The organism is Pseudomonas sp. ML2-2023-6, assembly GCF_037055265.1.
Lineage (GTDB): Bacteria > Pseudomonadota > Gammaproteobacteria > Pseudomonadales > Pseudomonadaceae > Aquipseudomonas > Aquipseudomonas kulmbachensis.
On sequence record NZ_CP146347.1, the window covers coordinates 3,450,873 to 3,477,379 of the forward strand.

The 26,507-nt window shown below is 58.8% G+C and carries 25 protein-coding genes; 16 read left to right on the top strand and 9 right to left on the bottom strand.

Annotation, left to right across the window (positions count from 1 at the left end; all coding sequences use genetic code 11):
* Positions 1-3: 3 nt before the first annotated feature.
* The 3 genes from V6L79_RS15750 (at position 4) to V6L79_RS15760 (ending at position 4,850) form a co-directional block, all read left to right on the top strand.
* Entirely contained in the window at positions 4-1,200 is a 1,197-nt protein-coding gene (locus V6L79_RS15750) for an efflux RND transporter periplasmic adaptor subunit (protein WP_338579144.1), read from the top strand.
* A 9-nt stretch (positions 1,201-1,209) separates the two neighbouring features.
* Positions 1,210-4,251: an efflux RND transporter permease subunit gene (locus V6L79_RS15755; protein ID WP_338579145.1), complete on the top strand. Its 3,042-nt coding sequence runs from the start codon at positions 1,210-1,212 to the stop codon at positions 4,249-4,251.
* Between the two features lie 116 nt (positions 4,252-4,367).
* Positions 4,368-4,850, top strand: coding sequence for an OsmC family protein (locus V6L79_RS15760; RefSeq protein ID WP_321833172.1), 483 nt, complete (start codon positions 4,368-4,370; stop codon positions 4,848-4,850).
* 69 nt (positions 4,851-4,919) lie between these two features.
* Here V6L79_RS15760 and V6L79_RS15765 read toward each other — a convergent pair whose 3' ends face one another.
* From V6L79_RS15765 to V6L79_RS15775, 3 genes are all read right to left on the bottom strand, one after another.
* Complete coding sequence (locus V6L79_RS15765; protein ID WP_261738318.1) at positions 4,920-5,408, bottom strand: GNAT family N-acetyltransferase; 489 nt, start codon at positions 5,406-5,408, stop codon at positions 4,920-4,922.
* Positions 5,409-5,443: 35 nt separating this feature from the next.
* Positions 5,444-5,809: a hypothetical protein gene (locus tag V6L79_RS15770; RefSeq protein ID WP_321833176.1), complete on the bottom strand. Its 366-nt coding sequence runs from the start codon at positions 5,807-5,809 to the stop codon at positions 5,444-5,446.
* 82 nt (positions 5,810-5,891) lie between these two features.
* Positions 5,892-6,764, bottom strand: coding sequence for a LysR substrate-binding domain-containing protein (locus tag V6L79_RS15775; protein ID WP_321833177.1), 873 nt, complete (start codon positions 6,762-6,764; stop codon positions 5,892-5,894).
* Between the two features lie 109 nt (positions 6,765-6,873).
* On the opposite strand from V6L79_RS15775, the gene V6L79_RS15780 reads away from it, so the two are divergent.
* The 7 genes from V6L79_RS15780 (at position 6,874) to phnX (ending at position 13,742) form a co-directional block, all read left to right on the top strand.
* Positions 6,874-7,743 carry a phosphate/phosphite/phosphonate ABC transporter substrate-binding protein gene (locus V6L79_RS15780; protein WP_321833179.1) on the top strand — a complete coding sequence of 290 codons (870 nt, stop codon included), beginning with the start codon at positions 6,874-6,876 and terminating at the stop codon, positions 7,741-7,743.
* Positions 7,740-8,525, top strand: coding sequence for a phosphonate ABC transporter ATP-binding protein (gene phnC, locus V6L79_RS15785; protein WP_338579146.1), 786 nt, complete (start codon positions 7,740-7,742; stop codon positions 8,523-8,525). The genes V6L79_RS15780 and phnC overlap by 4 nt, the downstream gene beginning before the upstream one ends.
* A gap of 2 nt (positions 8,526-8,527) precedes the next feature.
* Entirely contained in the window at positions 8,528-9,346 is an 819-nt protein-coding gene (gene phnE, locus V6L79_RS15790; protein WP_261738323.1) for a phosphonate ABC transporter, permease protein PhnE, read from the top strand.
* A 115-nt stretch (positions 9,347-9,461) separates the two neighbouring features.
* Positions 9,462-10,553, top strand: coding sequence for an iron-containing alcohol dehydrogenase PsrA (gene psrA, locus V6L79_RS15795; protein WP_338579147.1), 1,092 nt, complete (start codon positions 9,462-9,464; stop codon positions 10,551-10,553).
* An 89-nt stretch (positions 10,554-10,642) separates the two neighbouring features.
* A complete protein-coding gene (locus tag V6L79_RS15800) occupies positions 10,643-11,938 on the top strand; it encodes an MFS transporter (RefSeq protein ID WP_261738325.1) in 1,296 nt (431 codons plus the stop codon).
* A 54-nt stretch (positions 11,939-11,992) separates the two neighbouring features.
* Positions 11,993-12,859 (top strand): LysR substrate-binding domain-containing protein, encoded by an 867-nt coding sequence (locus V6L79_RS15805; RefSeq protein WP_261738326.1) that lies wholly within the window; start codon positions 11,993-11,995, stop codon positions 12,857-12,859.
* Between the two features lie 55 nt (positions 12,860-12,914).
* Complete coding sequence (gene phnX, locus V6L79_RS15810; protein WP_261738327.1) at positions 12,915-13,742, top strand: phosphonoacetaldehyde hydrolase; 828 nt, start codon at positions 12,915-12,917, stop codon at positions 13,740-13,742.
* A 40-nt stretch (positions 13,743-13,782) separates the two neighbouring features.
* Here phnX and V6L79_RS15815 read toward each other — a convergent pair whose 3' ends face one another.
* Positions 13,783-14,754, bottom strand: coding sequence for a LysR family transcriptional regulator (locus V6L79_RS15815; RefSeq protein WP_338579148.1), 972 nt, complete (start codon positions 14,752-14,754; stop codon positions 13,783-13,785).
* Between the two features lie 274 nt (positions 14,755-15,028).
* Here V6L79_RS15815 and V6L79_RS15820 point away from each other — a divergent pair, with 274 nt between their 5' ends.
* The 5 genes from V6L79_RS15820 (at position 15,029) to V6L79_RS15840 (ending at position 20,224) form a co-directional block, all read left to right on the top strand.
* Complete coding sequence (locus V6L79_RS15820) at positions 15,029-16,054, top strand: LacI family DNA-binding transcriptional regulator (protein WP_338579149.1); 1,026 nt, start codon at positions 15,029-15,031, stop codon at positions 16,052-16,054.
* An 84-nt stretch (positions 16,055-16,138) separates the two neighbouring features.
* Entirely contained in the window at positions 16,139-16,921 is a 783-nt protein-coding gene (locus V6L79_RS15825) for a TIM barrel protein (RefSeq protein WP_338579150.1), read from the top strand.
* Complete coding sequence (locus V6L79_RS15830; RefSeq protein WP_261738330.1) at positions 16,914-17,885, top strand: sugar kinase; 972 nt, start codon at positions 16,914-16,916, stop codon at positions 17,883-17,885. The genes V6L79_RS15825 and V6L79_RS15830 overlap by 8 nt, the downstream gene beginning before the upstream one ends.
* 48 nt (positions 17,886-17,933) lie before the next feature.
* Complete coding sequence (locus tag V6L79_RS15835) at positions 17,934-19,229, top strand: MFS transporter (protein WP_261738331.1); 1,296 nt, start codon at positions 17,934-17,936, stop codon at positions 19,227-19,229.
* A 20-nt stretch (positions 19,230-19,249) separates the two neighbouring features.
* Positions 19,250-20,224, top strand: a complete 975-nt coding sequence (locus V6L79_RS15840; RefSeq protein WP_261738332.1) for a D-glycerate dehydrogenase — start codon at positions 19,250-19,252, stop codon at positions 20,222-20,224.
* Here the strand turns inward: V6L79_RS15840 and V6L79_RS15845 are convergent, their stop codons facing one another.
* The 4 genes from V6L79_RS15845 to V6L79_RS15860 are packed head-to-tail and all read right to left on the bottom strand — an operon-like array spanning position 20,225 to position 24,005.
* Positions 20,225-21,304 (bottom strand): polyamine ABC transporter substrate-binding protein, encoded by a 1,080-nt coding sequence (locus V6L79_RS15845; protein WP_261738333.1) that lies wholly within the window; start codon positions 21,302-21,304, stop codon positions 20,225-20,227.
* Positions 21,305-21,358: 54 nt separating this feature from the next.
* Positions 21,359-21,700: a cupin domain-containing protein gene (locus tag V6L79_RS15850; RefSeq protein WP_261738334.1), complete on the bottom strand. Its 342-nt coding sequence runs from the start codon at positions 21,698-21,700 to the stop codon at positions 21,359-21,361.
* A gap of 31 nt (positions 21,701-21,731) precedes the next feature.
* On the bottom strand, positions 21,732-23,138 hold the full coding sequence (locus V6L79_RS15855) for an FAD-binding oxidoreductase (RefSeq protein ID WP_261738335.1): 1,407 nt from the start codon (positions 23,136-23,138) through the stop codon (positions 21,732-21,734).
* Positions 23,139-23,186: 48 nt separating this feature from the next.
* Positions 23,187-24,005, bottom strand: a complete 819-nt coding sequence (locus V6L79_RS15860; RefSeq protein ID WP_321833196.1) for a helix-turn-helix domain-containing protein — start codon at positions 24,003-24,005, stop codon at positions 23,187-23,189.
* Between the two features lie 242 nt (positions 24,006-24,247).
* Here V6L79_RS15860 and V6L79_RS15865 point away from each other — a divergent pair, with 242 nt between their 5' ends.
* Positions 24,248-24,526, top strand: coding sequence for a DUF1652 domain-containing protein (locus V6L79_RS15865; RefSeq protein ID WP_261738337.1), 279 nt, complete (start codon positions 24,248-24,250; stop codon positions 24,524-24,526).
* A gap of 169 nt (positions 24,527-24,695) precedes the next feature.
* Here the strand turns inward: V6L79_RS15865 and ggt are convergent, their stop codons facing one another.
* The gene (gene ggt, locus V6L79_RS15870; protein WP_261742433.1) at positions 24,696-26,459 is read right to left on the bottom strand and encodes a gamma-glutamyltransferase; all 1,764 of its coding nucleotides are present in this window, start codon (positions 26,457-26,459) and stop codon (positions 24,696-24,698) included.
* Positions 26,460-26,507 lie beyond the last annotated feature (48 nt).

Below are 26,507 nucleotides of genomic sequence, written 5' to 3' on the forward strand. Positions count from 1 at the left end.
CCCATGGCTGACGTCAAGACTGCCTCTCCCCTGCCACCCGAGCCCAGCGCACCGGGCGGGCCACGTAAACGTCGGTTGTGGCGGCCGATGCTGATCATGGTCGGAGTGGTACTGGTGATTGTGGCGATCATTGCCGGGGTCAAATTCACCCAGATTTCAGCGCTGATCGCACAGTCGAAGGTGCCCTTGCCCGCCTCCGTGGTGACGGCCATGCACGTGCCGTTCGACGACTGGCAACCCAGTGTCTCTGCCGTGGGATCGATGAAGGCAGTAAGAGGGGTTGATGTAACCACCGAAGTGGGCGGCATTGTGCGCACCATCGGCTTCAAGCCCGGACAAGAAGTTGCGGCACAGACGCTGCTCGTGCAGTTGAACGCCGACTCGGACATCGCGCTACTGCACTCGCTTGAGGCCACTGCCGACCTGGCAGTCATCGTCCTCAAGCGCGACAAGGCCCAACTCGCGGTGAACGCCGTGTCGCAAGCCCAAGTTGACACTGACAGCGCCGACCTGAAGGCCAAGCTCGCCGCTGCGGAACAACAACGGGCGTTAGTAGCGAAAAAAACCATTCGCGCACCGTTTGCCGGACGTATCGGGATTACCAGCGTCAACCCCGGTCAATACCTTAACCCCGGCGACAAAATAGCCACGCTGCAAACCTTTGATCCGATCTACATCGACTTCACCGTGCCACAGACCCAGCTGGAGGAAATTGCCATTGGCCAAAAGGTCGCGGTGACCGCTGATGGCCTCTCCAATCAAACCTTCACGGGGCGAATCAGCACCATCGACACTCAGTTCGACTCAACCACGCGCAACGTCACCGTAGAAGCGAACGTCGAGAATCCCAAACAAAGCCTGGTGCCCGGAATGTTTGCCCGGGCCATCGTCGAGTCCGGTACGCCACAGCGCTACCTCACCGCTCCGCAGACGTCGGTCACCTACAACCCTTACGGCACCACGGTTTTTATCGCCACACCGCACACCAACGACAAGGGTGAAGAAGTGCTGACGGCGCAACAAGCCTTCATCAAGACCGGGCCTACCCGTGGCGACCAGGTCGCCATCCTGTCCGGCGTGAAGGAAGGCGACCTGTTGATCACCAGCGGCCAGATGAAGCTCAAAAACGGCTCGCCGGTGCAGATCAATAACAACGCCGCCCCGCTGAACGACCCCGCACCGACCCCACAAGAACACTAAAGGTGTCCCATGAAATTTACCGATACCTTTATTCAGCGACCGGTCTGGGCCGTGGTCGTCTCGCTGTTCATCTTGATCCTGGGGCTGCGCTCGATCTTTGAATTGCCGGTAAACCAATGGCCACGGACTGAAAATACCGTCGTCACCATCACTACCGCTTACTACGGTGCTGACGCTGCCACGGTTGCGGGCTTTATTACCCAGCCGCTTGAATCGGCCATCGCACAAGCCCAGGGCATCGACTACCTGTCCTCGTCGAGTATCACCGGCGTATCGACCATTACCGCAACGCTGCGGCTCAACTACGACGCCAGCAAGGCACTCACCGAAATCAATACCCAGGTCAACTCGGTGAAGAACCAGCTACCGGCACAGGCCCAGGAACCAGTGCTGTCGGTCGCAGTCGGACAGACCACGGACGCCATGTACCTGGGTTTCTACAGCGACACACTGCCCACCAATAACATCACCGATTACCTGGTGCGGGTGGTCAAGCCCAAGCTGGACTCGATCCAGGGCGTGCAGACCGCAGAAATTCTTGGCGGGCGTCAGTTTGCCCTGCGCGCCTGGCTGGACCCGGACAAACTGGCAGCGCATAACGTGACGGCGCAGGACGTGTCCACAGCTCTGGCAAACAATAACTACTTGTCTGCCGTGGGCTCGACCCGAGGTCAAATGGTCACGATTGATCTGACGGCCGGGACCGACTTGCACACGGTGGATGAATTCAAGCGACTGGTGATCAAGCAAAAAGGCGATGCACTGGTCTACCTGGAGGATGTGGCGAACGTCACCCTGGGCGCAGAAAGCTACGACAGCAGCGTGGCGTTTTCCGGCAAGCGCTCGGTGTTTATCGGTATCAAAGCGGCACCCAATGCGAACATCCTGACCGTCGCCACCAGTGTGCGCAACGCATTCCCCGAGCTGCAATCGCAGTTACCCGCAGGGGTGCGCGGTGAAATCGTTTATGACTCCACGGAGTTCATCAACACCTCGATTGTTGAGGTGGTGAAGACCCTGGCAGAAGCGATGATCATTGTGTCGGTGGTCATCTACCTGTTCCTCGGCTCGTTCCGGGCGGTGATTGTGCCCTTGGTGGCGATACCGCTGTCCCTGGTCGGGACATTCTTCGTCATGTACCTGCTGGGTTACTCCATCAACCTGCTGACCTTGCTCGCCCTGGTGCTCGCAATAGGCTTGGTGGTGGACGACGCGATTATTGTGGTTGAAAACGTCGACCGCCATATCAAGGAGGAAGGAAAAGGTGTGATGGAAGCCGCGCTGATCGCGGCGCGGGAACTGGGTGGTCCGATTGTTGCGATGACTGTGGTGCTGATTGCCGCGTACGTGCCCATCGGGTTGCGCAGCGGTCTCACGGGAGCTCTGTTCAAGGAGTTCTGTTTCTCCCTGGCCGGTGCCGTGACCGTATCGGCCGTGGTGGCGTTGACCCTCTCGCCGATGATGACCTCACGCCTGTTCAAGTCCGGGCAGGAAGAAGGTCGCTTCGCCCGCCGGCTCGATCAGTACTTTGATTGGCTGCGGGGGCGCTACCGTCGCGTGCTGTCAGCCGGTCTGGATGTCTGGCCGGTGCTGGTGACATTCGGCTTCGTGTTGTTCCTGCTGGTCGCCGCCAGCGGCATGACCGCTAAAAGCGAGCTGTCCCCGACCGAGGACCAAGGCCTGGTATTCATGCAAATCAAAGGCCCGCCGACGGCATCGCCCCAACAGATGGAGCGCATTGCCGACCAGGCTTTCCAGATAGCCAACAAAGAACCCGAATATGCCCAGATGTTCCAGTTGACCGGGCTGCCCGCACTCAACCAGGGGCTGGGTGGGGTGCTGCTCAAGCCCTGGAGCCAGCGCACGCGTTCACAAGCCGATGTGGTGAAAGATCTGCAGCAGAAGTGGAATCAGGTGCCGGGCGCAACCATCGCGGCCTTCCCGCTGCCATCACTGCCGGGCGCTCAGGGTTTGCCGGTGCAATTTGTGATCACTACCACCGATTCGGTGGAAAACCTCAACGAAGTCGCTCAAGCGGTAATGGCCGAGGCGCAGAAACAACAGCTGTTCTGGTTCTCCGACATGGATTTGAAACTGGACAAGCCACAAGCCAGGCTGGTGGTTGACCGGGAAAAAATCGCCGCACTGGGCATGACCCAGGCAGACGTCGGTGCTGCTCTTTCAGCCGCACTGGGTGGCAACTACGTGAACTACTTCTCGACAGCCGGGCGCTCGTACAAAGTCATTCCCCAGGTGTTGCAGGTTGACCGCCTGAACCCGGAACAAATTCTCGATTACTACATTCGCACGCCATCCGGATCCATGATTCCGGCGCGCACGGTGGCGCATATCGAGACCTCGACGCAGCCGGAATCGATCAACCACTTCCAGCAACTCAACTCGGCGACCCTTTCAGGCGTCAGTGGCGTGGCCCAGGGCGAACTGCTGGCGAAGTTGAATACGATTCTGAGCAACGTTGCGCCATCGGGTTACACATCAGACTTCTCGGGTGAATCGCGCCAGTTCATGCAGGAATCAGGCGGGTTCGTCGGTTTACTGCTGTTCTCGATTCTTATCGTCTACCTGGCTCTGGCCTTCCAGTTCGAGAGTTTCCGCGACCCGGTAGTGATTCTGTTCTCGGTACCTCCGGCCCTGTTTGGTGCGCTGGCCTTTATCACCATGGGATTCGCCTCGATCAACGTGTACACCCAGGTCGGGCTGGTGACGCTGCTGGGGCTGATCACCAAGCATGGGATTCTGATCGTGCAGTTTGCCAACGAGTTGCAGCGCGCAGATCGCAGCAAGCGCGAGGCGATTGAAGAGGCAGCCGGCGTTCGTCTGCGCCCGATCCTGATGACCACGGCGGCGATGGTATTGGGCGTGGTGCCATTGGTTTGGGCCTCTGGTGCAGGCGCTGCGGGGCGTCATGACATGGGCCTGGTGATCTTTGCCGGGCTGTCGATCGGCACCCTGCTGACGCTGCTGATGGTCCCGGCGATGTACATGTTTATTGGCACCTCGCACCAGACCGAGCAGACGCACCCTGCGTAGGCGCTGAAGAGCGAAGCGGCTACAAAAGCACTGCAGTATTTACTGCGTGGTAGCGCCCGTTTGATATAGGCTGACTTGCCGCAAACCGCTGGATTCAGCCCCCAAGGAATGATCGAATGGCAGACAAAATGCACCGCTACGAAGTCCAGGTAAGCTGGACTGGCAATCAGGGCACAGGGACATCTTCTTATCGCGGTTATAGCCGGGCACATGTAATCCGGGCAGCCGACAAAACACCTATCGACGGCTCATCCGACCCTTCCTTTCGGGGCGATCCAACACGCTGGAACCCGGAGGAACTGCTGGTTGCATCCTTATCCGCATGCCATAAATTGTGGTACCTGGGGCTGTGTGCCGAAGCCTCAATTGTCGTGTTGGCCTACGAGGACAATGCACAAGGAGCAATGGTCGAGCAAAGCGATGGCGCGGGTCAGTTCACCTCAGTTGTATTAAGACCCAAAGTGGTTCTGGCTTCAGGCGCTGACATCGAGAAAGCGCGTGCACTGCACTCTGCCGCACACGAAAAATGCTTTATCGCACGCTCGGTCAACTTTCCAGTCAGCCATGAGCCGCAACTGTCCGTCAGTCACAATGCTTGAGCCACTGAAAAGGGCAAAGAGTACCCTTTCCAGCGTTGCAGGTATCACCTGCGGGCACGGTCGAGAGTTTTATGACTGGCCCGCTCTGCGGCGAGTCATGTGAATGAGTGCTGTTCTCCCACCCTCCCAGCTGGCTCGTTCTTCGACAGCAAAGGGCACAAAGCCCAATTTTGGATAAAGCAGCAAACCTGCCGTATTTTCGTTGAAGCACGATAACTGCACTTCTGTCGCGTCATGACGTTCGAACGCCAGGGCAGTCATGGTCTCCACAAGAAAGCTCGCCACACCTTGACCTCGCGCCTCCTTGGCGACGATGACATTGCCGATACAGCAAACCCCGCCCGTGTCAGCCCGATAAAAGTTAGCGAAACCAACTACCCTGCCCCCGCTTTCGACAACCGTCGAGTCGAAACGCTGAGCAATGGCCCCCGACAACTGGGCTTCAGTCAGAGGGTATTGCGCTTTTGGGAACATGAAAAACAGTTCCCGCTCACCAAGAGGAAAGCCACAAATCGTCCTGATATCATCAGCCTGTACTGGCCTGTGTTGAAATTTCATCGCCTGCCCCTGAGGTCCATTTCAAAAAATGCCCGTTACGCGCCAAGCTCTACGTAGCTTGACTCTCCACCACCCGTTGCGCCCGATAACCAGCCCCATACGAAATTCAGGGTGGTACGGCCTGCCTGATCAACACCTACAGTGCCACGGGACCAGCCACAGAGAAGCTCGCCGTCCAGGGTCAAACACTGGAAAAGCAGTTCAATGGAATCGGGGCCCGTTACCCGGCCGACTTGATTGCCCGTGCGAATCCGGCCGCCCTGGTAAGTGCCCGAAATAGCATGTTCCTCAACAAGGTAATGAAAAACCGTGCCTGCACCGGATAGCCCCTGGGTGTTGCCCGCGACGATAAATCGGCGATTGTGCAAACGTTCGCTAACTGGAGAAAAAGCGGTTGGCATAAATGTCGCGTCCTGTGATCGAAAGGGTCCATTGCAACTCTGAGTGATCCTACCCGATGTCCGCAAAGACCTGCACCCTGTTCTACCCGGCCCTCGCTGCTCCCTGAACGCTGTCAAAAAAAGAAGAAATCAACCGGCTGGCCCGGCGTTCTGTCAGGCAGTACAGGTACGTTTCGGTGAAGAGCGGCTCGCCCTCGATACGTATCATGCGAATCCGTGGGTCGGGGATAAACTCGGCTTCGGATACCACACCCAGACCGATGCCGCGCACCACGGCTTCACGCAAGGCTTCCCGGCTGCCGATTTCCATGGCAATTCGCGGTTCGACAGCGGCTTCGCTCAAAGCCCGCTCCATAACCAGGCGCGTGGTCGAGCCACGCTCGCGCTGCAACATGGCCTGGCCTTCGAGTGCCTGTAACGGCACGCTCTCATAACGCGCCAGCGGGTGCTTATGGTGGGCAAACAACACAATCGCGTGTCGCGCATAGCGTACGGAGCACAGTGCCGGGTCGTTGTGCAGACCGGCCAGCACGGCAATGTCGGTGGTGTAGTTTTCAAGGTCCGCCAGCACTTGCGCCGAGTTGCCGACCCGTATCGATACATCAATACGCGGATAAAGCTGGTGGTAGCCGTCGACCATTTCGATCACATGAAACGGTCCCACGGCCCCCAGCTTCAATTGGCCACTGTCAAGCCGACCGGAGTCACGCAACAGGTTATGCGCTTCCAGGTCGAGGGCGGCCATGGCCTGGGCAATCGGCAGCAGTTGGCGGCCCACATCGGATAACTCGATGCGCCGGCCACGGCGGTGGAAAAGCTCGACATTGTGCTCGCGTTCAAGCCCTTGCACCTGGGTCGTCAGCGTCGGCTGGCTGAGCCCCAGCGCTCTGGCGCCAGCACTGAAGCTGGCGTGGCGGGCCACTGCGAGAAAAGCGCGCATCCGCGAGGTCGACATCCATAGACTCCATCAATAGTTAACTGCTTAAACCCATATTGAATTGATCACATGACTGTCACGTGACATTCCTAGCCTGTGGCAACTCCATCAGACCTCCTGGAATGCCATGAAAACCCTCTCTCGATTTCTGCGTGTCGCCAGCCTTTCGCTTCTCGCCATCGGCACAGTTGGCCAAGTTTGTGCCAGTGATAAATTGACCATCGGCCTGATTCCGTCCGAAGACTCACAGGCCATGATCGAAGCCAGCAAGCAGGTGTTGAGTCGTCTTGAAAGCACTCTGGGGATGCCGGTCGTGCCTTATGTCGCAACCGACTACAACGGCATCATCGAAGCGTTGCGCTCAGGCAAGCTCGACGTGGCATACCTGGGGCCTTTCTCCTATGTGCTGGCGACATCCGTGGCCGATGTCGAGGCCTTTGCGGTGGCGGTTACCAAAAAGACCGGACAAAGCGCTTACCACAGCGTGATTCTGGCGAGAAAGGACAGTGGAATTCGCGAACTGGCTGACCTCAAGGGGCGCACTTTTGCATTTGTCGATCCAAGCTCGGCGTCGGGCCATCTGTTCCCCAAAGCAGGACTGGAACAGGCGGGTTTCGATCCTGGCACGCTGTTCTCACGGGTAATTTTCTCCGGCTCGCATGACGCCAGCATCCTCGCGGTAGAAAACCACAAGGTGGATGCCGCTGCAGTGGCCGATCGTATTTTCAGCAGCGCCGCGGCCAAGCAAATGATCAAGCAGGACGATTTTCAAGTGGTATGGAGTTCGCGGCCAATTCCTGAGTCGCCGATGGTCTGGCGCAAAAAGCTGGACCCGGCGCTCAAGCTCAAAGTCGCTGCGGCCCTGGCCTCGATCAAGGATGTGCCGTGGGGTGACCAGGGCGTTCTGGATGGCTTTCAGCCCACCACGGACTCGGCCTATGACGTGGTTCGCGACACGGCCAAGGTGCTTAACCTCGACTTGCGGAGCATGAAATGATCCGCATCGGTAATCTGACCAAGCAGTTCGGTAGCAACCCGGTGTTGCGCGGTATCGATCTGCAAGTGGGCGCAGGCGAATTCGTGGTGATTCTGGGCCAGTCCGGTGCAGGTAAATCCACCCTGCTGCGTTGCATCAACCGCTTGGCTCAGGCCGACTCCGGCACCCTTGAAGTGGCGGGTATCGACGCGCTGGGCTGCAGCGACCCGCGACTCCTGCGCCAGCAGGTGGCGATGATTTTCCAGCACCACAATGTAGTGCCGCGCCTGAGCGTGTTGAAAAACGTGCTGACCGGGCGTCTTGGCGCTGTTTCGACCCTGGCATCGGTGCTGCAACTGTTTCGCCGTGACGATATCGAGTTGGCCATGCAATGCCTGGCCCGTGTCGAACTCGATCACAAGGCCCATCAGCGTACTGATTCGCTGTCCGGTGGGCAGATGCAGCGGGTGGGCATCGCCCGCGCATTGGCGCAACGACCCAAGGTAATTCTCGCTGATGAGCCGGTCGCGAGCCTCGATCCAAAGACAGCCAGCCTGGTGCTGCAATACCTGCGCGACGCCAGCCGTGAACTGGGTATCACCGTGCTGTGCAATTTGCATCAGGTCGATTATGCCCGCGAGTTCGGTGACCGGATTGTGGGGCTGGCTCACGGCAGTCTGGTGTATGACGGCAGCGCCGAAGGCCTGAGCGAGGCCGACTTGCAGCGTATCTATCCGGGGCAGCAAGCAACCTGCACTGCCCCCTTGCCTGCCATGAGCTACTGCGCTGAACTGAGGGGCTGAAGATGAAACCGCATAACTATCACTGGACCGTGGACCTGCCCCGTGGCACGCGCAGTTGGCTGAGCACCGGGGCGATTGCCCTGGCGGTGATCATGACCCTGCACTGGAGCGCTCAGGGCGCGCAACTGAGTATCGGCGAGCTGGCCGACGGTTTGCCGCAAATCGGCGACTTTCTGGCCCGTACCGTGCCACCGGATCTGAGCATTCTGCCGCGGTTGCTGGCGCCAGCGGTTGAGACCCTGCAAATCGCAATCTGGGGCACGCTGCTCGGTGTTTTGCTGGCTATCCCGTTGTCATTTCTGGCGGCCCGCAACCTGAGCCGCAACCGCCTGGTGTTTCACGCGACACGCCAGTTCCTTAATTTTACCCGCAGCATCAATGAGTTGATCCTGGCGCTGATTTTCGTCTCGGCTGTCGGCCTTGGACCGTTTCCCGGGGTTCTGGCTTTGGCGCTGCATGGCCTGGGCATGCTCGGCAAGTTTTTTGCCGAAAGCATCGAGGAAATCGACCAGGGGCCCATCGAGGCGCTACAGGCAACCGGTGCCCGACCTCTGCAAGTGATTGTGTTTGGCGTGCTGCCTCAGGTCATCACCGCCTGGATCGCCGTGGTGCTCTACCGCTTCGAGGTTAATCTGCGTTCGGCAACCGTGCTGGGCATGGTGGGTGCTGGCGGGTTGGGATTTGAGCTGGTGAGCAGCCTCAAGCTGTTCAAGTATCAGGAAACCGCCACCTGCATCATCGTCATTACGGTCATGGTGATCATCGCCGATGCCGCGTCGAGCCGACTGCGTAGTGCCATTCAGCGTGGTTCGAGCCATTAACGGCCGTCCTTGTATCGGCTGAGCCGATTCAAACCTGCGATTTATCGATTTGAGCTGTTTTCGCTTGCCCCCGAGTATGGGGCCACCTGCGACAACAACAAAAAAAGGACCCACCATGACATCCCGATTCTACAACCCGGTTGAAACCCGCTTCGGCTGGGGCAGCTTGCTGGAACTTGCCGATATCACCGAACACCAGAGCGTTGCCCTGGTGACGTTTCCCGAGGCGCGGGCGCTGGGGTTGGTGCAGCGTATCGAGGACTTGCTGGGCGAGCGCCTGGTGTATGTGATCGAAGACGTGCAGCCCAACCCGGACGTGGCGCAACTGCGTAACACTTACGAGCGTTTCTGGCGCGAAGCCGGTGACTGCGAGGTGGTGGTCGCCGTGGGCGGTGGCAGCGCGATCGATACGGCCAAGGCTCTGATCGTCGGCACCGAAACCGGCAGCTTCGATGAGTTGCTGACGTTGTTGGCAACCGGCCAACCCTTTACCCCGGCTCGCAGCAAAGTTCTTATCGCGGCGCCTACCACCGCAGGCACCGGCAGCGAAGTAACGCCCTGGGCGACCATCTGGGATTCACTCAGCCAGAAAAAATACTCCCTGCACCTGGACTGTACCTGGCCCAAGGTGGCCATTATCGACCCGCAATTAATGCTCACTGTGCCGGCTTCAGTGACGGTTTCGACGGGGCTGGATGCGTTGTCCCATGCCCTGGAATCGATCTGGAATATCAACGGCAACGCGGTTTCAGACACCTTTGCCGTTGCTGCCATCGAAGACATCCTCGAATGCCTGCCGCTGCTGCGCCACGACCTGTGCAACCCGGAACTTCGTTCGCGCATGGCCCTTGCCGCGCTCAAGGCCGGGATGGCGTTTTCCAATACCAAGACCGCGCTGGCCCACTCTATTTCTTATGAAATGACCCTGCGCTACGGCTTGCCCCATGGCATTGCCTGCTCGTTCACCTTGCCGCTGGTGCTGGGCATGGCATGGGGGCACGACGCAGCACGCGACCGGACCCTGCAGCGAGTGTTTGGCACTGACGTGCACCATGCCCAGCGCCAGCTGCGAGAGTTCCTGCACAACCTCGACGTGAAAACCGAATTCACCGATTACGGGGTGACGGCGGTCGAGGCCGAGAAACTGGTCCAGTTCGCCATGCAGGGCGCACGCGGCAAAAACTTTATCGGTTCACAAGCTGCGTAGCCGCCCCACGGTAATTTCCTGCTGCTCCCATACAGAGTGCCACCCTTGGACCTTGGCCCAAGGGGACGAACAATAATAAGGAAAAGATCATGAATCGTGCCCAAACCCTGTCTGATCTCGCCGTCCCCAGTCCATCGTTTCGCGTGGCTCAGTGGCGCATGCTGCTGGCCGCCATGTTCTGTTATCTGTTTTTCTACACTGGCCGCCAGACCTTCGGCTTCGCCATTCCCGGCATCCAGGCAGAATTTGGCTTGACCAAAGAGACCCTGGGCTGGATTTCTGCCGCGATGCTTTGGTCTTACGCCGTAGGCCAGGCTATCAACGGCAACTTGGCTGATAAATTCGGTGGGCGGCGCATCATGACCTTGGGCGCCGTATTGTCATGCGCCGCCAACTGGGTCACCAGTTTTGCCAGCGGTTTTACCAGCTTGATCCTGCCTTGGGGCATTAACGGCTACTTTCAGGCGCTGGGCTGGGCACCGGGCAGTCGCCTGATTTCCAATTGGTGGAGTGCCGGCGAACGCGGCAAGGTCTACGGCTTTTATGTGTTCGCCGCCGGTTGCGCGTCGGTACTTTCGTATATCACGTCCATCGTTGTGCTCGAAGTGCTGCAACTGGAATGGCGCTGGATCTTCCGCTTGCCCGTATTGCTGATGCTGGCAGGCGGCATCATTTTTTATCTGGTTGCCCGTGAGCGCCCCCAGGACCTGGGCTTTGAGCCTCTGGGTGACACCGGCGTGGCTAATGCCGACGATAAAAACCATGAAGTGGCGCAGGGTGAAGTCGAAACCTCGTTGCAGCGTTACTCCGCAGTATTGAAGAACTTTCGCCTGATCATAGCCGCCGTGTCCCTGGGATTTCAGAACGCCGCTCGCTATGGCCTGATCGTGTGGGTGCCGGTGCATTTTCTGGGTGCTGACTGGAAAAGCGGTGACAGCATGGTCGATCCCAAGTGGATCACCGTTGCCTTGCCGGTCGGCATGGCCATCGGTGCGCTGAGCAATGGCTGGGTCTCGGACAAGCTGTTCGGCTCCAAACGCTACCTGGCGATCATGCTCTATATGGTCTTGGGCGCTGCTACCAGCTTGTGGATGTGGGTCCTGCCGCCCCATAGCGCAATCGGCCTGGTAGCGCTGTTCCTCTGCGGTTTCTTCGTCTACGGCCCGGCTTCCAGTTTTTGGGCCCTGTGTCCCGATCTGGTGGGTGCCAAACGCGCGGGCACCGCCACCGGAGTGATGAACTTTTCGTCTTACCTGTTTGCCGGCCTGGCAGAACCCCTGATCGGCAGCATGCTTGATAGCACGGGCAATACCTCATTGATTTTCGTCGTAGTGACCACTGCGTGCCTGTGCAGCGCCGCGGTCGCGTTGTTTATCAGGCGCTGAACATGTCATTTAGCTGCTTGAATTAACCCGACAGCCCGGCAACAGGAAGCTTTTATGTACCAGTACCACAAGTGGTTACGCTCCTTTCACGCGGTGGCCAAGACCGGCAGTTTTACTCTCGCGGCTGAGTACCTGTGCGTCGGTCAGCCAACCGTCAGCGAGCAGGTCAACGCGCTGGAGAAAAAGTTTTCCGTGGAGCTGTTCCACCGTCGCGGGCGCTTTATAGAAATGAGTTCGGCCGGGCATCAACTCTATGTCATCACCCAGGGCCTGTTCGGCCAGGAAGATGAAGCGGTGCAACTGCTGCAAAGCTTCAAACAGCGCAAGACCGGGATGTTGCGCCTGGGAGCGGTCTCGCCGCCCATTGCGATGAACATGACTTACGCATTGATGCAGCGCCATCCGGATATCGAACTGGAGACCTCGTTCTCCACGGAACGCGAGACCCTGGCACGGCTGTTCAACTTCGATATCGATGTCGCAATCCTCGCGCTGTCCGAGTTCGATGAGCGCTTTCATACCCAGCTGTATCGGCGCTATCCGATTATTGCCGTGGTGCGCGATGACCATCCTTGGGCCCGTCAGGCCGAGGTTCACTTTACTGAAATCAGCCATGAACGCTGGGTAATGCGCGAACAAAGCTCGCGCACCCGGCAATTGGTGGAAGAAAGCTGCAAGCGCCAGGGCGTCGCGCTCAACTGCGTGATGCAACTCAACAGCCGCGAAGCGATTGTGCATGCCATCGCACGGGGCATCGGCATCGGCTTTGTGTCGGCCGTCGAGTATGCAGAAACCCCGGGCACAGTCCCCATCACCTTTGTCGATCACCCACTGTTTATCGACTACCACCTGTGCTGCCTGGGCATACGCAGAAATCGCCCGATGATCGCCGAGCTGTTTGACACCAGCGCCGTGCAATAGACGCCTGAACCCTGAACACAAAACCCCTTGAACCCATCAACACTGGAGATTGACCATGAATTACCAACAACCGACCCGTCTGCAAGCAGTCGTTCTGGACTGGGCTGGCACCGTAGTCGATTTCGGCTCCTTCGCTCCCACCCAGATTTTTGTCGAAGCCTTTGCCGAGTTCGGCGTAGCCGTGAGCCTCGAAGAAGCCCGTGGTCCGATGGGGATGGGCAAGTGGGACCACATTCGCACCCTGTGCAATCAACCGCAGATCGCCGAACGTTATCGCGCGGTCTTCGACCGCCTGCCCAGTGATGCTGACGTCACCGCGCTCTATGAACGCTTTATGCCCCTGCAGATCGAGAAAATCGCCCTGCATTCAGCCCTTATCCCTGGCGCCCTGGATGCCATCGCTGCATTGCGCGACCAGGGTCTGAAAATCGGCTCTTGCTCGGGATATCCGGCAGTGGTCATGGCCAAGGTCGTGGAACTGGCCAGGGCCAATGGCTACGTAGCCGACCATGTGGTCGCCACCGACGAAGTTCCCAACGGCCGCCCACACCCGGCCCAGGCGCTGGCCAACGTGATCGCCCTTGGGGTGAGCGACGTCGCCGCATGCGTCAAGGTCGATGACACCTGGCCCGGTATCCTTGAGGGCCGCAGTGCGGGAATGTGGACAGTCGCCCTCACCTGCTCGGGCAACGCCCTTGGCCTGACCTACGAACAGTACAGGGATCTACCGGAGCAAAAACTGGCTGAAGAGCGTGCCCGCATCAGCCAAATGTTCGAGGGTTCACGCCCCCATTACCTGATCGACACCATTTGCGAGTTGCCGGGCGTGGTCGAAGATATCAACGCACGACTGGCACGGGGCGAGATGCCACAGAGTTACTGATGAAGTTCAGGGGGCACGAGTTTTGCTAGCAAGGTCGAATCTAACCGGCAAACCAATCCTTGCGCCCCTCAAACGTACTGACAATCAAGTCCACCAGCATCTGCACCTCCTTTGGATAGCGCACATCTGCATTCACTGCCATCCATGCCCCCCGCTGCAGGCTATCAGGCAACAACCCTGGCAAGGCGATCAGTTCGCGGTCGAAGTGACTCATATAGTGCGGCAGCAGGCCGATGCAGCCGCCGCAGCGGATGGTTTCCAGCATCAATGAGTAGTCGTGCACGTGTACCACCGAACTCAGCCGCTGTTGCACCAGGTTGTTCCAGGGGCGCAGGGCTTCGATCTGCTGGTCGGGACGCCACTGCACCAGCATGTAGTCGATCAGGTCTTCCAGGTTCTCCGGGCGGGTGATCGAGCGTGAATAGCGTTTGGCGATATGGGGCAGGTAATGCAGGCGAGCCAGCGGTCTCGCTGGCTGGATGCGAAAGCTGGGGCCGGGCCCTGGCGAGTCGACGTCCGACAGCCACAACACCAGGTCGGCCTCTACGCCTTGCAATGATTGCTGGCCATCGAGGGAGATAATGTCCAGCCGCACGCTGGCATTGCGCCGCAGCAAGGCAATCAAGTCGCGACCGAGAATGTCGTGCAGGATCGGTTCGGCCACGGCCAAGCGGATCAGCGGTTGCTCGATCTGCGGCAAGCGCCGGTCCTGAGCGATCAGTTGCGCCTGTAGCTGCTGGCCTGCTTCGCTGAGTACCAACGCCTTGCCCTGATGATTGAACAGTGAGCCGTGTACCTGCTCTTCCAGCTCGGCCAGGCGCTTACGCAGCAGCGTGGTCTTGATATTCAGGCTGCGTGCGGCTTGGGTGAAGCAACCCGAGCGTGCACATGCCAGAAAGTAACTGGCCACATCGGGGTCCACGGCTGCCGGGGCCAATAGCGCTGCTGGCAACTCAAGGTGTTCTCGGTCATGGGGGGCACCGTGGTGCACCGGGTGTTCAAGGAATATCATGCTCGACTCCGTGTCTTGTTGATCTTGTGCATCCAGGCCTTGCGAGGTGACTTACTCCAGGATCCGGTTCAATTGCGCGCCATCAATAGTCAGGTCTACCGCGCCCACCAAAACCTTCATCATGAAGCCAGTTTATGAACCTGACGTTACAGCGATGGCAAAAAACCATGCGTGTGACACTTGACGAGAGCAGGCTATTTGAGTTCCCATGAAACCGGTTTCAGCGCCCTCACGCGAAACCGCCTGCGATAACTCAAATAAAAGGTTTCAGGCCGTGAACAGTTTTTCAGCAGCCCAGCGCACCCGCGTAACCATGCTCGATGTTGCCCAGCGGGCCGGTGTGTCCAAGGCCAGCGTGTCGCGCTTTATTGGCGAAGACCGCGCCTTGCTCTCCGAAGCCATTGCCGAGCGTATCGAGCGTGCGATCAATGACCTGGGCTATCGCCCCAATCAAATGGCCCGTGGCTTGAAACGCGGACGTACGCGGCTGATCGGGATGCTGGTGGCCGATATTCGCAACCCCTATTCGATTGCGGTCATGCATGGCGTAGAAACCGCCTGCCGTCTGCACGGTTACAACCTGGTGGTGTGCAACACCGACCGCAATGACGAGCAAGAGCGTCAGCATCTGGCAGCCCTGCGCTCCTACAATATCGAAGGCCTGATCCTTAACACCCTTGGCCATGACCCTGACGCGCTGCTTGAGCTGCATCAGGAAATGCCCATCGTGCTGATTGACCGTAAAGTCGAGCAACTGCACACCGATCTGGTCGGCCTCGATAACGCTGATGCGGTGCGCATGGCCCTTGAGCATCTTGAGCAGCAGGGTTATCGCGACTTGCTGATGGTCAGCGAGCCGGTCGACGGCACCAGTTCGCGGATCGAGCGCATCCACAGTTTTACCAGCCAGCTGGCCGCACGCCCCGCCCTGCGCGGAACCGTGGTGAAAACCGGCTCGGCACTGCACGCTGATATCCAGACTTTCCTGCACACCCCGGGCCACGGCCCCAAGGCTCTGTTTTGCGCCAACGGCCTCGCCGCGCTGGCCTGCACCCAGGTGCTGCGCGAGTTGAACTGCCAGTTGTTTGCAGACGTGGGCCTGATTGCCCTCGATGACCTGGAGTGGTTCCCGCTGGTTGGCAGCGGCATCACTGCCCTGGCCCAGCCTACGCAACAGATGGGTGCCAGTGCATTTGACTGCCTGTTGAAGCGCCTGAGCGGCGACAAGTCGGCTGCTCGGGCGCTGAACTTTGCCCCGCAGTTGATCGTCCGCGGCTCTACACAACCCCTGACTACCTGACACTTTACCGGCTGACAACCCTTGAACCGGTCGCCAGCCGTTTAACGCACAATAAAATGAAACCGGTTTCAGAGATCAATAACAATGACTACATTCCCCGTTTCCATCAGCCTCTCGAGCTACGGCGCCGATCTGGTTCGCCAGCGCGGACAAACCAGCTTCATTGAATTGCTGGCCAAGGCCGGTGTGACCCGTATCGAACTGCGCGAAGAGTTGTTGACCAGCGAAGACCCGAGCACCTTTAGCCAGGCCGTTCAGCAACAGGGGCTTGAATGTGTGTTTTCGTCGCCACTGGAACTGTGGGAAGCCGGACAATCGCGGCCCAATACCCAACTGCAGGCTACGTTGCAGCGAGCCCACGCCTTCAGCGCCAAATGGCTGAAAGTATCCCTGGGCTATTTCACCGAACACTGTGACCTGCAAAACCTGGCGGCCTGCCTGAACCAGCAGCCGGTGCAGTTACTGGTGGAAAATGACCAGACCTCCTACGGCGGTCGCATCGAGCCGATGCAGCGCTTTTTTGATCAGGTCGAGCAGCAGCAAGCGCCGATCAGCATGACCTTCGATATCGGCAACTGGCATTGGCAAGACCAATCGGCCAGCACCGCCGCCCGCCTGCTGGGCCGCTACGTCACTTACCTGCACTGCAAAGGCGTGAGCCGTCGCGCGGACGGCAAACTGATTGCCACGCCACCGACTGCCACCGACTTGCAGCAGTGGCAACACCTGATGACCCATATGCCCCATGGCCTGACCCGCGCAATTGAATATCCGTTGCAGGGGTCGAACCTCGACGTACTGACCCTGGAACACGTTGCCGTGCTGGCCCGCTTGAGCCAACAACAGCAGGAGTTGAGCCATGTCTAAAGTTGATGTGTTGTCGTTTGGCGAAACCATGGCCATGTTGGTCGCCGAACACACTGGCGATCTGGCGCAGGTCGAGCAATTCCACAAACGTATCGCCGGGGCTGACAGCAACGTCGCCATTGGCCTGGCGCGTCTGGGTTTCAATGTGGCCTGGTTGAGTCGCGTGGGTGCGGACTCCCTGGGCCGCTTTATACTCAATACGCTGCAAGCCGAAGGGCTGAACTGCCAGCATGTCGAAGTCGACCCGCAACACCCGACCGGTTTCCAGCTCAAATCCCGGGTTGACGATGGCAGCGACCCACAGGTGGAGTACTTCCGCCGCGGCTCTGCCGCCAGCCACCTTAACCGCTCTGCACTTACCCCGGAGTTGCTCGGTGCCCGGCATTTGCACGCTACCGGCATCCCGCCTGCGCTCTCGGCAAGCTGCAACGAATTGTCCTTTGAGCTGATGAAGTCGATGCGCGCCGCGGGCAACAGCGTGTCCTTCGACCCCAACCTGCGCCCTTCACTGTGGGCCAGCGAACAACAGATGATTCGCGACATCAACGCCCTCGCCGCCCATGCCCACTGGGTATTGCCGGGGTTGAGCGAGGGCCGTTTGCTGACCGGTTACGACGACCCATCCGACATCGCCGCGTTCTACCTCGACCAAGGTGCTGAGGCGGTGGTTATTAAATTGGGGGCCAAAGGCGCGTTCTATCGCACGGCCCAGATTGAACAGTTCGTTGCGGCCGTGCCGGTCGCCAACGTCATCGACACCGTCGGCGCCGGGGACGGCTTTGCCGTCGGGGTGGTCAGTGCCTTGCTGGAAAACCTCGGTTTTGCCCAGGCCGTGGAGCGCGGCAACTGGATCGGCAGTCGTGCCGTACAGAGCCGTGGCGATATGGAGGGCCTGCCAACCCGCGCCGAACTCAACGCCTACCACGCGCTGCCCGCGTCCCTTGAAATCCCTTTATCTGCTTGATCCGTCACCTGCTGCGTAAAAACAAAAACAAGCTCAGGAGCACCACCTATGCAATCGCTAAAACTCGCCGCCCGTCGTTGGTGGTACATCATGCCGATCGTGTTTATCACCTACAGCCTGGCGTACCTTGACCGTGCCAATTACGGCTTCGCCGCCGCCTCCGGGATGGCCGAAGACCTCAATATCACTCCCGGCCTGTCGTCGTTGCTGGGGGCGCTGTTCTTTCTTGGCTACTTTTTCTTTCAAGTGCCCGGGGCGATTTATGCGCAGAGAAACAGTGTTAAAAAACTGATCTTTGTCAGCCTGATCCTCTGGGGCAGCCTCGCCACGCTGACCGGCGTGGTCTCCAGTGCTTACTGGCTGATCGTCATCCGCTTTATGCTCGGGGTGGTTGAAGCTGCCGTGATGCCTGCGATGCTGGTGTACCTGTGCCACTGGTTCACCCGTGCCGAACGCTCCCGCGCCAATACCTTCCTGATCTTGGGCAACCCCGTGACCATGCTCTGGATGTCCGTCGTTTCGGGCTATCTGGTGCAGCACTACAGCTGGCGCTGGATGTTTATCGTCGAGGGCCTGCCTGCTGTGCTCTGGGCCTTTATCTGGTGGCGTCTGGCCGATGACCGCCCAAGCGAAGCCAAATGGCTGAGCAACCAGGAAAAACAGGACCTGCAAAGTGCGCTGGATGCCGAGCAAGTGGGCCTCAAGCCGGTGAAGAACTACGCTGCAGCGTTCCGTACCCCTGCCGTTATCCTGCTGGCCCTGCAGTTCTTTTGCTGGAGCATCGGGGTCTACGGTTTTGTGCTGTGGCTGCCGTCAATTCTCAAGCAAGGCGCGCAGATGGACATGATCGAAGCCGGCTGGCTCTCGGCCCTGCCCTACCTGGCTGCAGTGATCGCAATGCTGGCGGTGTCCTGGGGCTCGGACAAACTGCAAAAGCGGAAACGTTTCGTCTGGCCGCCGTTGCTGATCGCGTCTATCGCCTTCTACGGATCCTACATGCTGGGTGCCGAACACTTCTGGTGGTCCTACGCCTTGCTGGTGATTGCCGGTGGCTGCATGTACGCACCTTATGGCCCGTTTTTCGCCATCATCCCGGAAATCCTGCCATCCAACGTAGCCGGTGGCGCCATGGCGCTGATTAACAGCATGGGCGCGTTGGGTTCCTTTGCCGGCTCGTACCTGGTCGGTTATCTGAACAGCTCGACCGGCTCAACAGCCGCGTCCTTCCTGCTGATGAGCGGCGCCCTGATGATTTCGGTACTCCTGACACTGATGCTCAAACCCGCTGCCAAAGACCCTGCTGCGCCGCAACACAGCACTTCGCAACGTCTGGCCCACTCTTGAATTCAACGTTGGTGATTCCCTTGAAAAAGAATGTCGTGCTCTACAAAGAACTGTCCCCGGCGCTGATGCAGCGCCTTGAAGCTCACGCCAATGTCACGCTGATCGAGCGCCTTGACGCCGAGGGCATGAACAAACTGCGTGCTGCCCTGCCCCAGGCCCAGGGCATTCTGGGTGCAAGCCTCAAGCTGGATGCCCAGTTGCTGGATCTGGCGCCAAATCTGGAGGCGGTGGCTAGCGTGTCGGTGGGTGTCGATAACTACGACATCGACTACCTGACCGAGCGCAAGATCCAACTGACCAATACCCCCGACGTACTTACCGAAACCACCGCAGACACAGGCTTTGCCCTGGTTCTGGCCAGCGCCCGCCGGGTGGTGGAGCTGGCCAATATGGTGCGTAACGGCAAATGGCAAAAAAACGTCGGTCCCGAGCACTTCGGCACCGACGTGCATGGCAAAACCCTGGGCATTATCGGCATGGGCCGTATTGGTGAGGCCTTGGCCCAACGCGGGCACTTTGGCTTCGGGATGCCGGTGATTTACCACAGCAACTCACCCAAGCCTGCGGTCGAAGCACGCTTCAACGCGCAGTACCGCAGCCTGGATGAGCTGTTGCAGCAAGCTGACTTTATCTGCCTGACCCTGCCCCTGACCGCGCAAACCGAAGGTTTGATCGGTGCCGAGCAATTTGCCTTGATGCGCCCCGAGAGCATCTTTATCAATATCTCTCGCGGCAAGGTAGTGGACGAAGCGGCGCTGATTAACGCCTTGCAACAAGGCCAGATTCGCGGCGCCGGGCTCGACGTGTTCGAGCGCGAGCCATTGGAGCTGACCTCGCCCTTGCTGCAACTGGATAATGTAGTGGCCACGCCGCATATCGGCTCGGCCACCTTTGAGACCCGTGAAGCCATGGCCCGCTGCGCCGTAGAGAACCTGCTGGCGGCATTGGCCGGTGCTCGCCCGGCCAACCTGGTTAACCCGCAAGCATTGCGCTGATCAGCGGCCGGCCTTGATCGTGGTCCACACCCGCGTGCGGACCCGATCAATATTCAGCGGCATGGCCTCCAGCGCAAACAGCTTGTCCATCATTGCGGGGGTTGGGTAGACCTTGGTGTCAGCCTTGATTTCAGGGCTGACCAAGGCATCGGCCTGCTCGTTGCCATTGGCGTAATGCACATGGTTGGTGATCCCGGCCATCACGTCCGGGCGCAGCAGGTAGTTCATAAAGCTGTAAGCGGCTTTTTCGTCTGGCGCATCGGCGGGCATGGCAACCATGTCAAACCAGATGGCCGCACCTTCCTTGGGAATCGCATAGCCGATTTCGACGCCGTTATTGGCCTCTTTGGCCCGGGTTTCGGCTTGCAGAATATCTCCCGAAAAACCGACTGCTACGCAGATATTGCCGTTGGCCAGATCACTGGTGTACTTCGATGAGTGAAAGTAGCTGATATAAGGGCGGACCTTGAGCAGCAGCTCTTCGGCTTTCTTGTAGTCGGCCGGGTTCTTGCTGTGATGGGGCAAGCCCAGGTAGTTGAGCGCTGCCGGCAAGATTTCCGGGCCATTATCGAGAATCGCCACCCCGCAGGACTTGAGCTTCTCCATGTTTTCGGGCTTGAAGATCAGATCCCAGGAGTCCACCGGTGCGTTGTCGCCCAGCACGGCCTTGACCTTGGCGATGTTGTAACCAATCCCGGTGCTGCCCCACAGGTAAGGAAAACCATGTTCGTTGCCCGGGTCATTGACCTGCAATGCCTTGAGCAGCACCGGGTTGAGGTTTTTCCAGTTCGGCAGTTGGCTCTTGTCGAGTTTCTTCAACGCCTTGCCCTGGATCTGCCGCGCCATAAAGTGGTTGGATGGAAACACCACGTCATAACCGGACGAACCCGTCATCAACTTGCCATCCAGCGTCTCGTTGCTGTCAAACACGTCATAGCTGAAAGCAATACCGGTATCGCGCTGGAAGTTCTTCATCGTGTCGGGGGCAATGTAGTCCGACCAGTTATAGACCTTCACAGTTTCGGCGGCCTGACACAGCGTACCGGCCAGCATCAGGGGCAACAGGGTCATACGGATCATGAGTCGATTCCTTGCATATTTTGGGCAGCTGTTTTTATTGGCAGGTTTCGGCGATCAAAGGATCAATACATAGGTCTTGCGCACGGTTTCCTGGATATCCCAGATTCCGGTGCTGTTGGCAGGCAACATCAGTGCGTCGCCTGCTTCTATGGTCAGGGTTTCACCATTATCCGGGGTGAAGGTGCAGCGGCCTTGAATAAAGTGGCAGAACTCCTGCTGCATGATCTGCCGACGCCAACGCCCTGGGGTGCATTCCCAGATGCCGGTCTCGACGCCGTCGTTACGTTCGACGCAGGTCACCGACGTCACTGCCACCGGCGTACCAAGCGGTACGGCCACCGGGAAAGACTCTTGCAAGGTCACGTGGGCGGTGTTCTTGAACTGAGTGATGCTCATGGAATGCTTCCTGTTAAGCGCAAGTGTTGGGTTAGTGCATAAAACTTTCCATAAACCCCGCCATGCGGCTGGCAAATTGCCGACGCCAGGGCGGGCTGTCCGGATTGGCCAGGGTTTTGTCTTCGTACACAAAGCTACGAATGATCGCGTTGTAGCCCAGCCAGCGGCACGGCTCAGGCTCCCAGGACTTGAGCGCGCCCAGGCCACCTTCGGTCAACACCCATGGTTGTTTTGTTTCAAGGGTGTCGCGCTGCAAAATCAGGTCGGCCAGGGTGCGCCCGCCCAAATGACTGGCCCCTACGCCCTCTCCACCGTAGCCACCGGCCAGCGCTATCCCCTGTTGGCGATCACACAGCATGTGCGGCTGAAAGCGTCGCGACATTCCCAGGTTGCCGCCCCAGGCATGGCTGATTTCGACGTTTTTCAGTTGTGGGAACAGTTCACCAAACAGGTAGCGGCGCAGTTCGATTTCGTCAGTACTGAGGTCGAAGTTCTCACGCAGGCGTCCGCCAAACTGATACCCCCCCCGAGCCCCGAATACCAAGCGATTGTCCGCGGTGCGCTGGCCATAGGTGACCTGACGACTGCTTTCGCTGAAGGCCTGGCCGTGGGACAAGCCTATTTGATCCCAAATGGCCTGGGATAATGGCTCTGTAGCCACTATCAGGCTCTGCACAGGCAATTGATAACGCCCCAAAGGCGCAAGGGTGTTGGCATAACCTTCCACGGCAGGCACCACCCAACGGCTGCGCACCTGAGCCTTGGCGGTGCGGGCATAACCGGCACGCCACTCTGTGACCGGGCTTTGCTCGTAAATCTTCACCCCCATGCGCTCAACGGCGCAGGCTAATCCGCGTACCAGTTTGGCGGGGTGAATGGTTGCGACATGCGGGGTGAAAATCCCGCCATAAGGCTTGGCGACGCGGATTTGCTGCGCCAGTTCGGACGGGCTCAGCCAGCGGTAGTCAGATTCGTTCAAGCCTTCGCCATAAAGACTGGCCAGATAGCTGCGCAAGCTGACCTCTTGCTCGGGATAGCGCGCAGCGCAATATAACGCACCACCTTTGCGGTAATCGCAGTCGATGCCTTCACGATCGATGACGTTCTTCACTTCATCGGGAATACCGTGCAGCAAGTCGAAGGATTCGCGGCGCTGCTCTGCAGACAAGCCGGCAAGCAAGCGATCCTCGCCCAGCAGGTTGCCCATCAACCAGCCACCGTTGCGCCCTGACGCGCCAAAGCCCGCCGTTTGCGCTTCAACGATGGCGATACTCAGTTCAGGCGCATGTCGTTTGAGGTAGTACGCGGTCCACAGCCCGGTATAACCGGCGCCGATAATGACCACATCGACATCCAAATCGTGCTCAAGGGACGGCCGGGGCGCAAGCTCCTCCCCAAGCTGGTCCATCCATAAACTGATTGAGCGCCATGCTGGCATTACCGACTCCACACCGATCCAAGAATGGCTCGATCCTAGTCGTTAGCGTTATGGCGCGTCTTGCGTGCGTGCCCGCAAAGAAATTTGTTTGGCGTAAGCCTTGGGCGATTGCCCCGTGTGTTGGCGAAAACAGCTGTAAAACGCCGATATCGAGTTAAAGCCCGCCGAAAAAGCCATTTCATCGACTTTGACCTGGACCTCGGCTACATCCATCGCGGCCAGCACATGGCGCAGCCGCGCTTGATTCACATAGCGATAGAAGCTTTGTCCCAGCACCTGATTGAACAAATACGACATCTGATTGCGCGTATAGCCACAGGCCTTGGCCACTTGCTGCAAGTCCAACTCGGGGTCGAGCCAGGGTTGCTGGCGCTCGAAGTAGGTTTGCAGGTCTTGCGCCATAAAACTCAGTTGCCGGGCCGACAGCCCAAGACGACTGACTGCAGGCCGCAGCGGGCCTTGACGCGCCGGGTTAGCGGCAACTTCGTGTACCAGCGAGGCGTATTCGTTGACCTGCCAGATCAGGCCGTCGCGCACGGTAATGGCCTCGCTGGCGCGGAAAGCCACCAGTCCCTGACTGCCGCGCAAGGTCATGCGGTACTGAATAAACGCGGTATTGCCATCCAGACGAATGCGATCACTGTGCTCCAGTGCTTCGTCCGGTTCTCTGGGCATGGACGACTGCACGTACTCGCGGAGTTCATCAAGGCGCATGATCCGATTCTGAAAGAAGTCGTTGTAGGTCACATCCGGGTGATAAAGCGCCATTACCCCGTCAAGATCCCGATGCTTCCAGCACAGGTGATATCGCATCACGGTTTCGCCAGTGGCGCGGGTGTGCTCGGGGCCGTCGTCTGGGGTTGACATGGAACGCTCGAAGGCAAAAAACAGAGAGTGCCGAGTTTGTGCGCTACCTTCAATGGGCACGTGCAGTAGATAAACAGCCTAAGTACATGATTCACATCAAAGTCTGGACAAACAACCGAGGGCGGGGCAAAAAAAGGCTTAGCGCTATCAGTCTTGGATGCTAGCTTGGATCACGAAGGAGTCGTCAACACACGCGGCCAGAATCAAGCCGCTGACACAATTTGAGCTAAAGGAATCGCTCTATGAATACTCAAGGCAACATCAATAAGGTCACCTTCCCGAACGCCTGCCAACTGATGCGCTGGCATTTCCATCCGATGGGCTTCGAGGCAACCATGGACGCACCGAGCAGCATGGTCGCCAGGCTGTTTGACCGCGCCAGTGGTGAAACCCTGATTGCCGTCGCCGGCATCCCCTGCTCGGTGGTCATGACGCCCGGCCAAGTGGGCCGCATCATCCAGTCCGTTGAAGACGAACTCGAAAGCTTTGTGCCGCCGATGACGTGGCAGGCGCAGGCCTGAATACATAAGTCCTGTAGCAGCTGCCGAAGGAACGAGGCTGCGTTCGGCGGCGCAGCCGTCGTAAAACCTGAAATCGTGGCTTATCAGTAAAATCGCGGACTCAGGTTTTACGACTGCTTCGCCGCCGAACGCAGCCTCGTTCCTTCGGCAGCTGCTACAGGCGCTGTATTCAATCCCCCAGTGCAGTGCCTTCGCGGCGCGGATCAGCGCCGGCTGCCCAGCCATCTTTATCCCGCACAATGATCTGCGTACCGCTGGTCATCTCGATAAGCGAGACCTCATGCCCGCGGTCCTGCAACTGCTGCACCAGCGCCGGGCTGACACGACCCGCCTCGAGCTCCGTACCGACATTGCGGCTGCCGAAGTTGGCAAGACTGATGGCGTCCTGCGGGTTCAGTTTCCAGTCCAGCAGGCCTACCACCGCCTTGTTGACGTATTCGATTATCTGAGAGCCGCCAGGCGAGCCAATGGTTGCGACTAACTCGCCACTTTTACGGTCAAACACCAAGGTCGGGGCCATTGAAGAACGTGGGCGTTTGCCTGGTTCGATGCGATTGGCCACCGGCTTGCCATTTTCCTCAGGCACAAACGAGAAATCAGTCAGCTGGTTGTTCAAAATGAAACCATTGGTCATCACATGGGAACCAAACGCAGCTTCAACCGAGGTGGTCATCGATATGGCCCCGCCCTGGTCGTCGACCGCGGCTATCTGCGAGGTGGATATACGCAATGGGGATCGATCGGGAGCCAGTGCTAGGTTGATTCCCGCTGGAACCCCCGCCTTGGCGCGCCCCATGCTCTTGTCTCCGATCAGGGCAGCCCGTGTCTTGAAATAGGCTTTATCAGTCAGCCCTTTCACATTGACGGGCACGAAAGCGCTGTCCGCCAGATACAGCGCCCGATCCGCGTAGGCCAGACGTTCTGCCTCGGCGATCAGGTGCACCGCAGACACCGAAGGCTCCAGACCTGCGCCAGAGTTGCTTGGCACGGGCGGCATCGCAGCCAGATCCAGCGCTGGCGATTTATTCTGCAGGGCTTCGAGAATGCCCAAGGTCTGCAACACGGCGACACCACCCGAAGACGGCGGCGGCATGCCGCAAACTTGCCACTGCTTATAGTCACCACAGACAGGCTTGCGCTCCTGAGCCTGGTAACCACTCACATCGGCCAGGGACAGTGTACCGGGACGGGCGTGGGACCTGACCTTGTCCACCATTGCCTGGGCGACTGGCCCTTGGTAAAACGCGTCCGCGCCCTGAGTGGCAATGGCTTGCAGGGTACGTGCAAGTTCCGGGTTTTTCAGCAATGTACCGACTGGCAGAGCTTGCCCTTGAGGGGTCAGGAAGTACTTGGCCATTTCCGGGGAGTCGGCAATGAATTTGTCGGCGGCGATTTGGCCGTGCAATCGGCGGGACACAGGAAAGCCTTGGCTAGCCAATTGAATAGCCGGTTGGAACAGGTCATGCCAAGGCAGTTTGCCATGTTGCTGATGGGCCATTTCCAGTGCTCTGAGCACCCCTGGCACCCCGACTGAACGCCCGCCTATCTGGGCATCCGCAAAGGGGATTGGCTGGCCATCTGCCCCGAGAAACATACCGGTGCCGGCACCTGCCGGGGCCGTCTCACGACCATCAAAGGCCTGCACCCGCTCGCCATCCCAGTACAGAATAAAAGCACCGCCACCAATGCCACTGGCCTGGGGCTCTACAAGTGCCAGTACTGCTTGCATGGCTATTGCTGCATCAATCGCAGACCCGCCTTTTCGCAGCATCTGTTGCCCGGCGGCGGTTGCCAGAGGGTTCGCTGCCGCTGCCATGTGTCGGGTTGCGTGTACAGGGATCATGTCGGAGCGAAAACCCGAGGATATCTCGGGCGCAGGTGGCAATTCGGCGGTTTTCTGCTGCGGCGGCTGCTCGTTACTGCACCCTCCCATCCACAGGGCCAGCGCTGCCAAACCGATCACACGGGCACTATTGTTTTT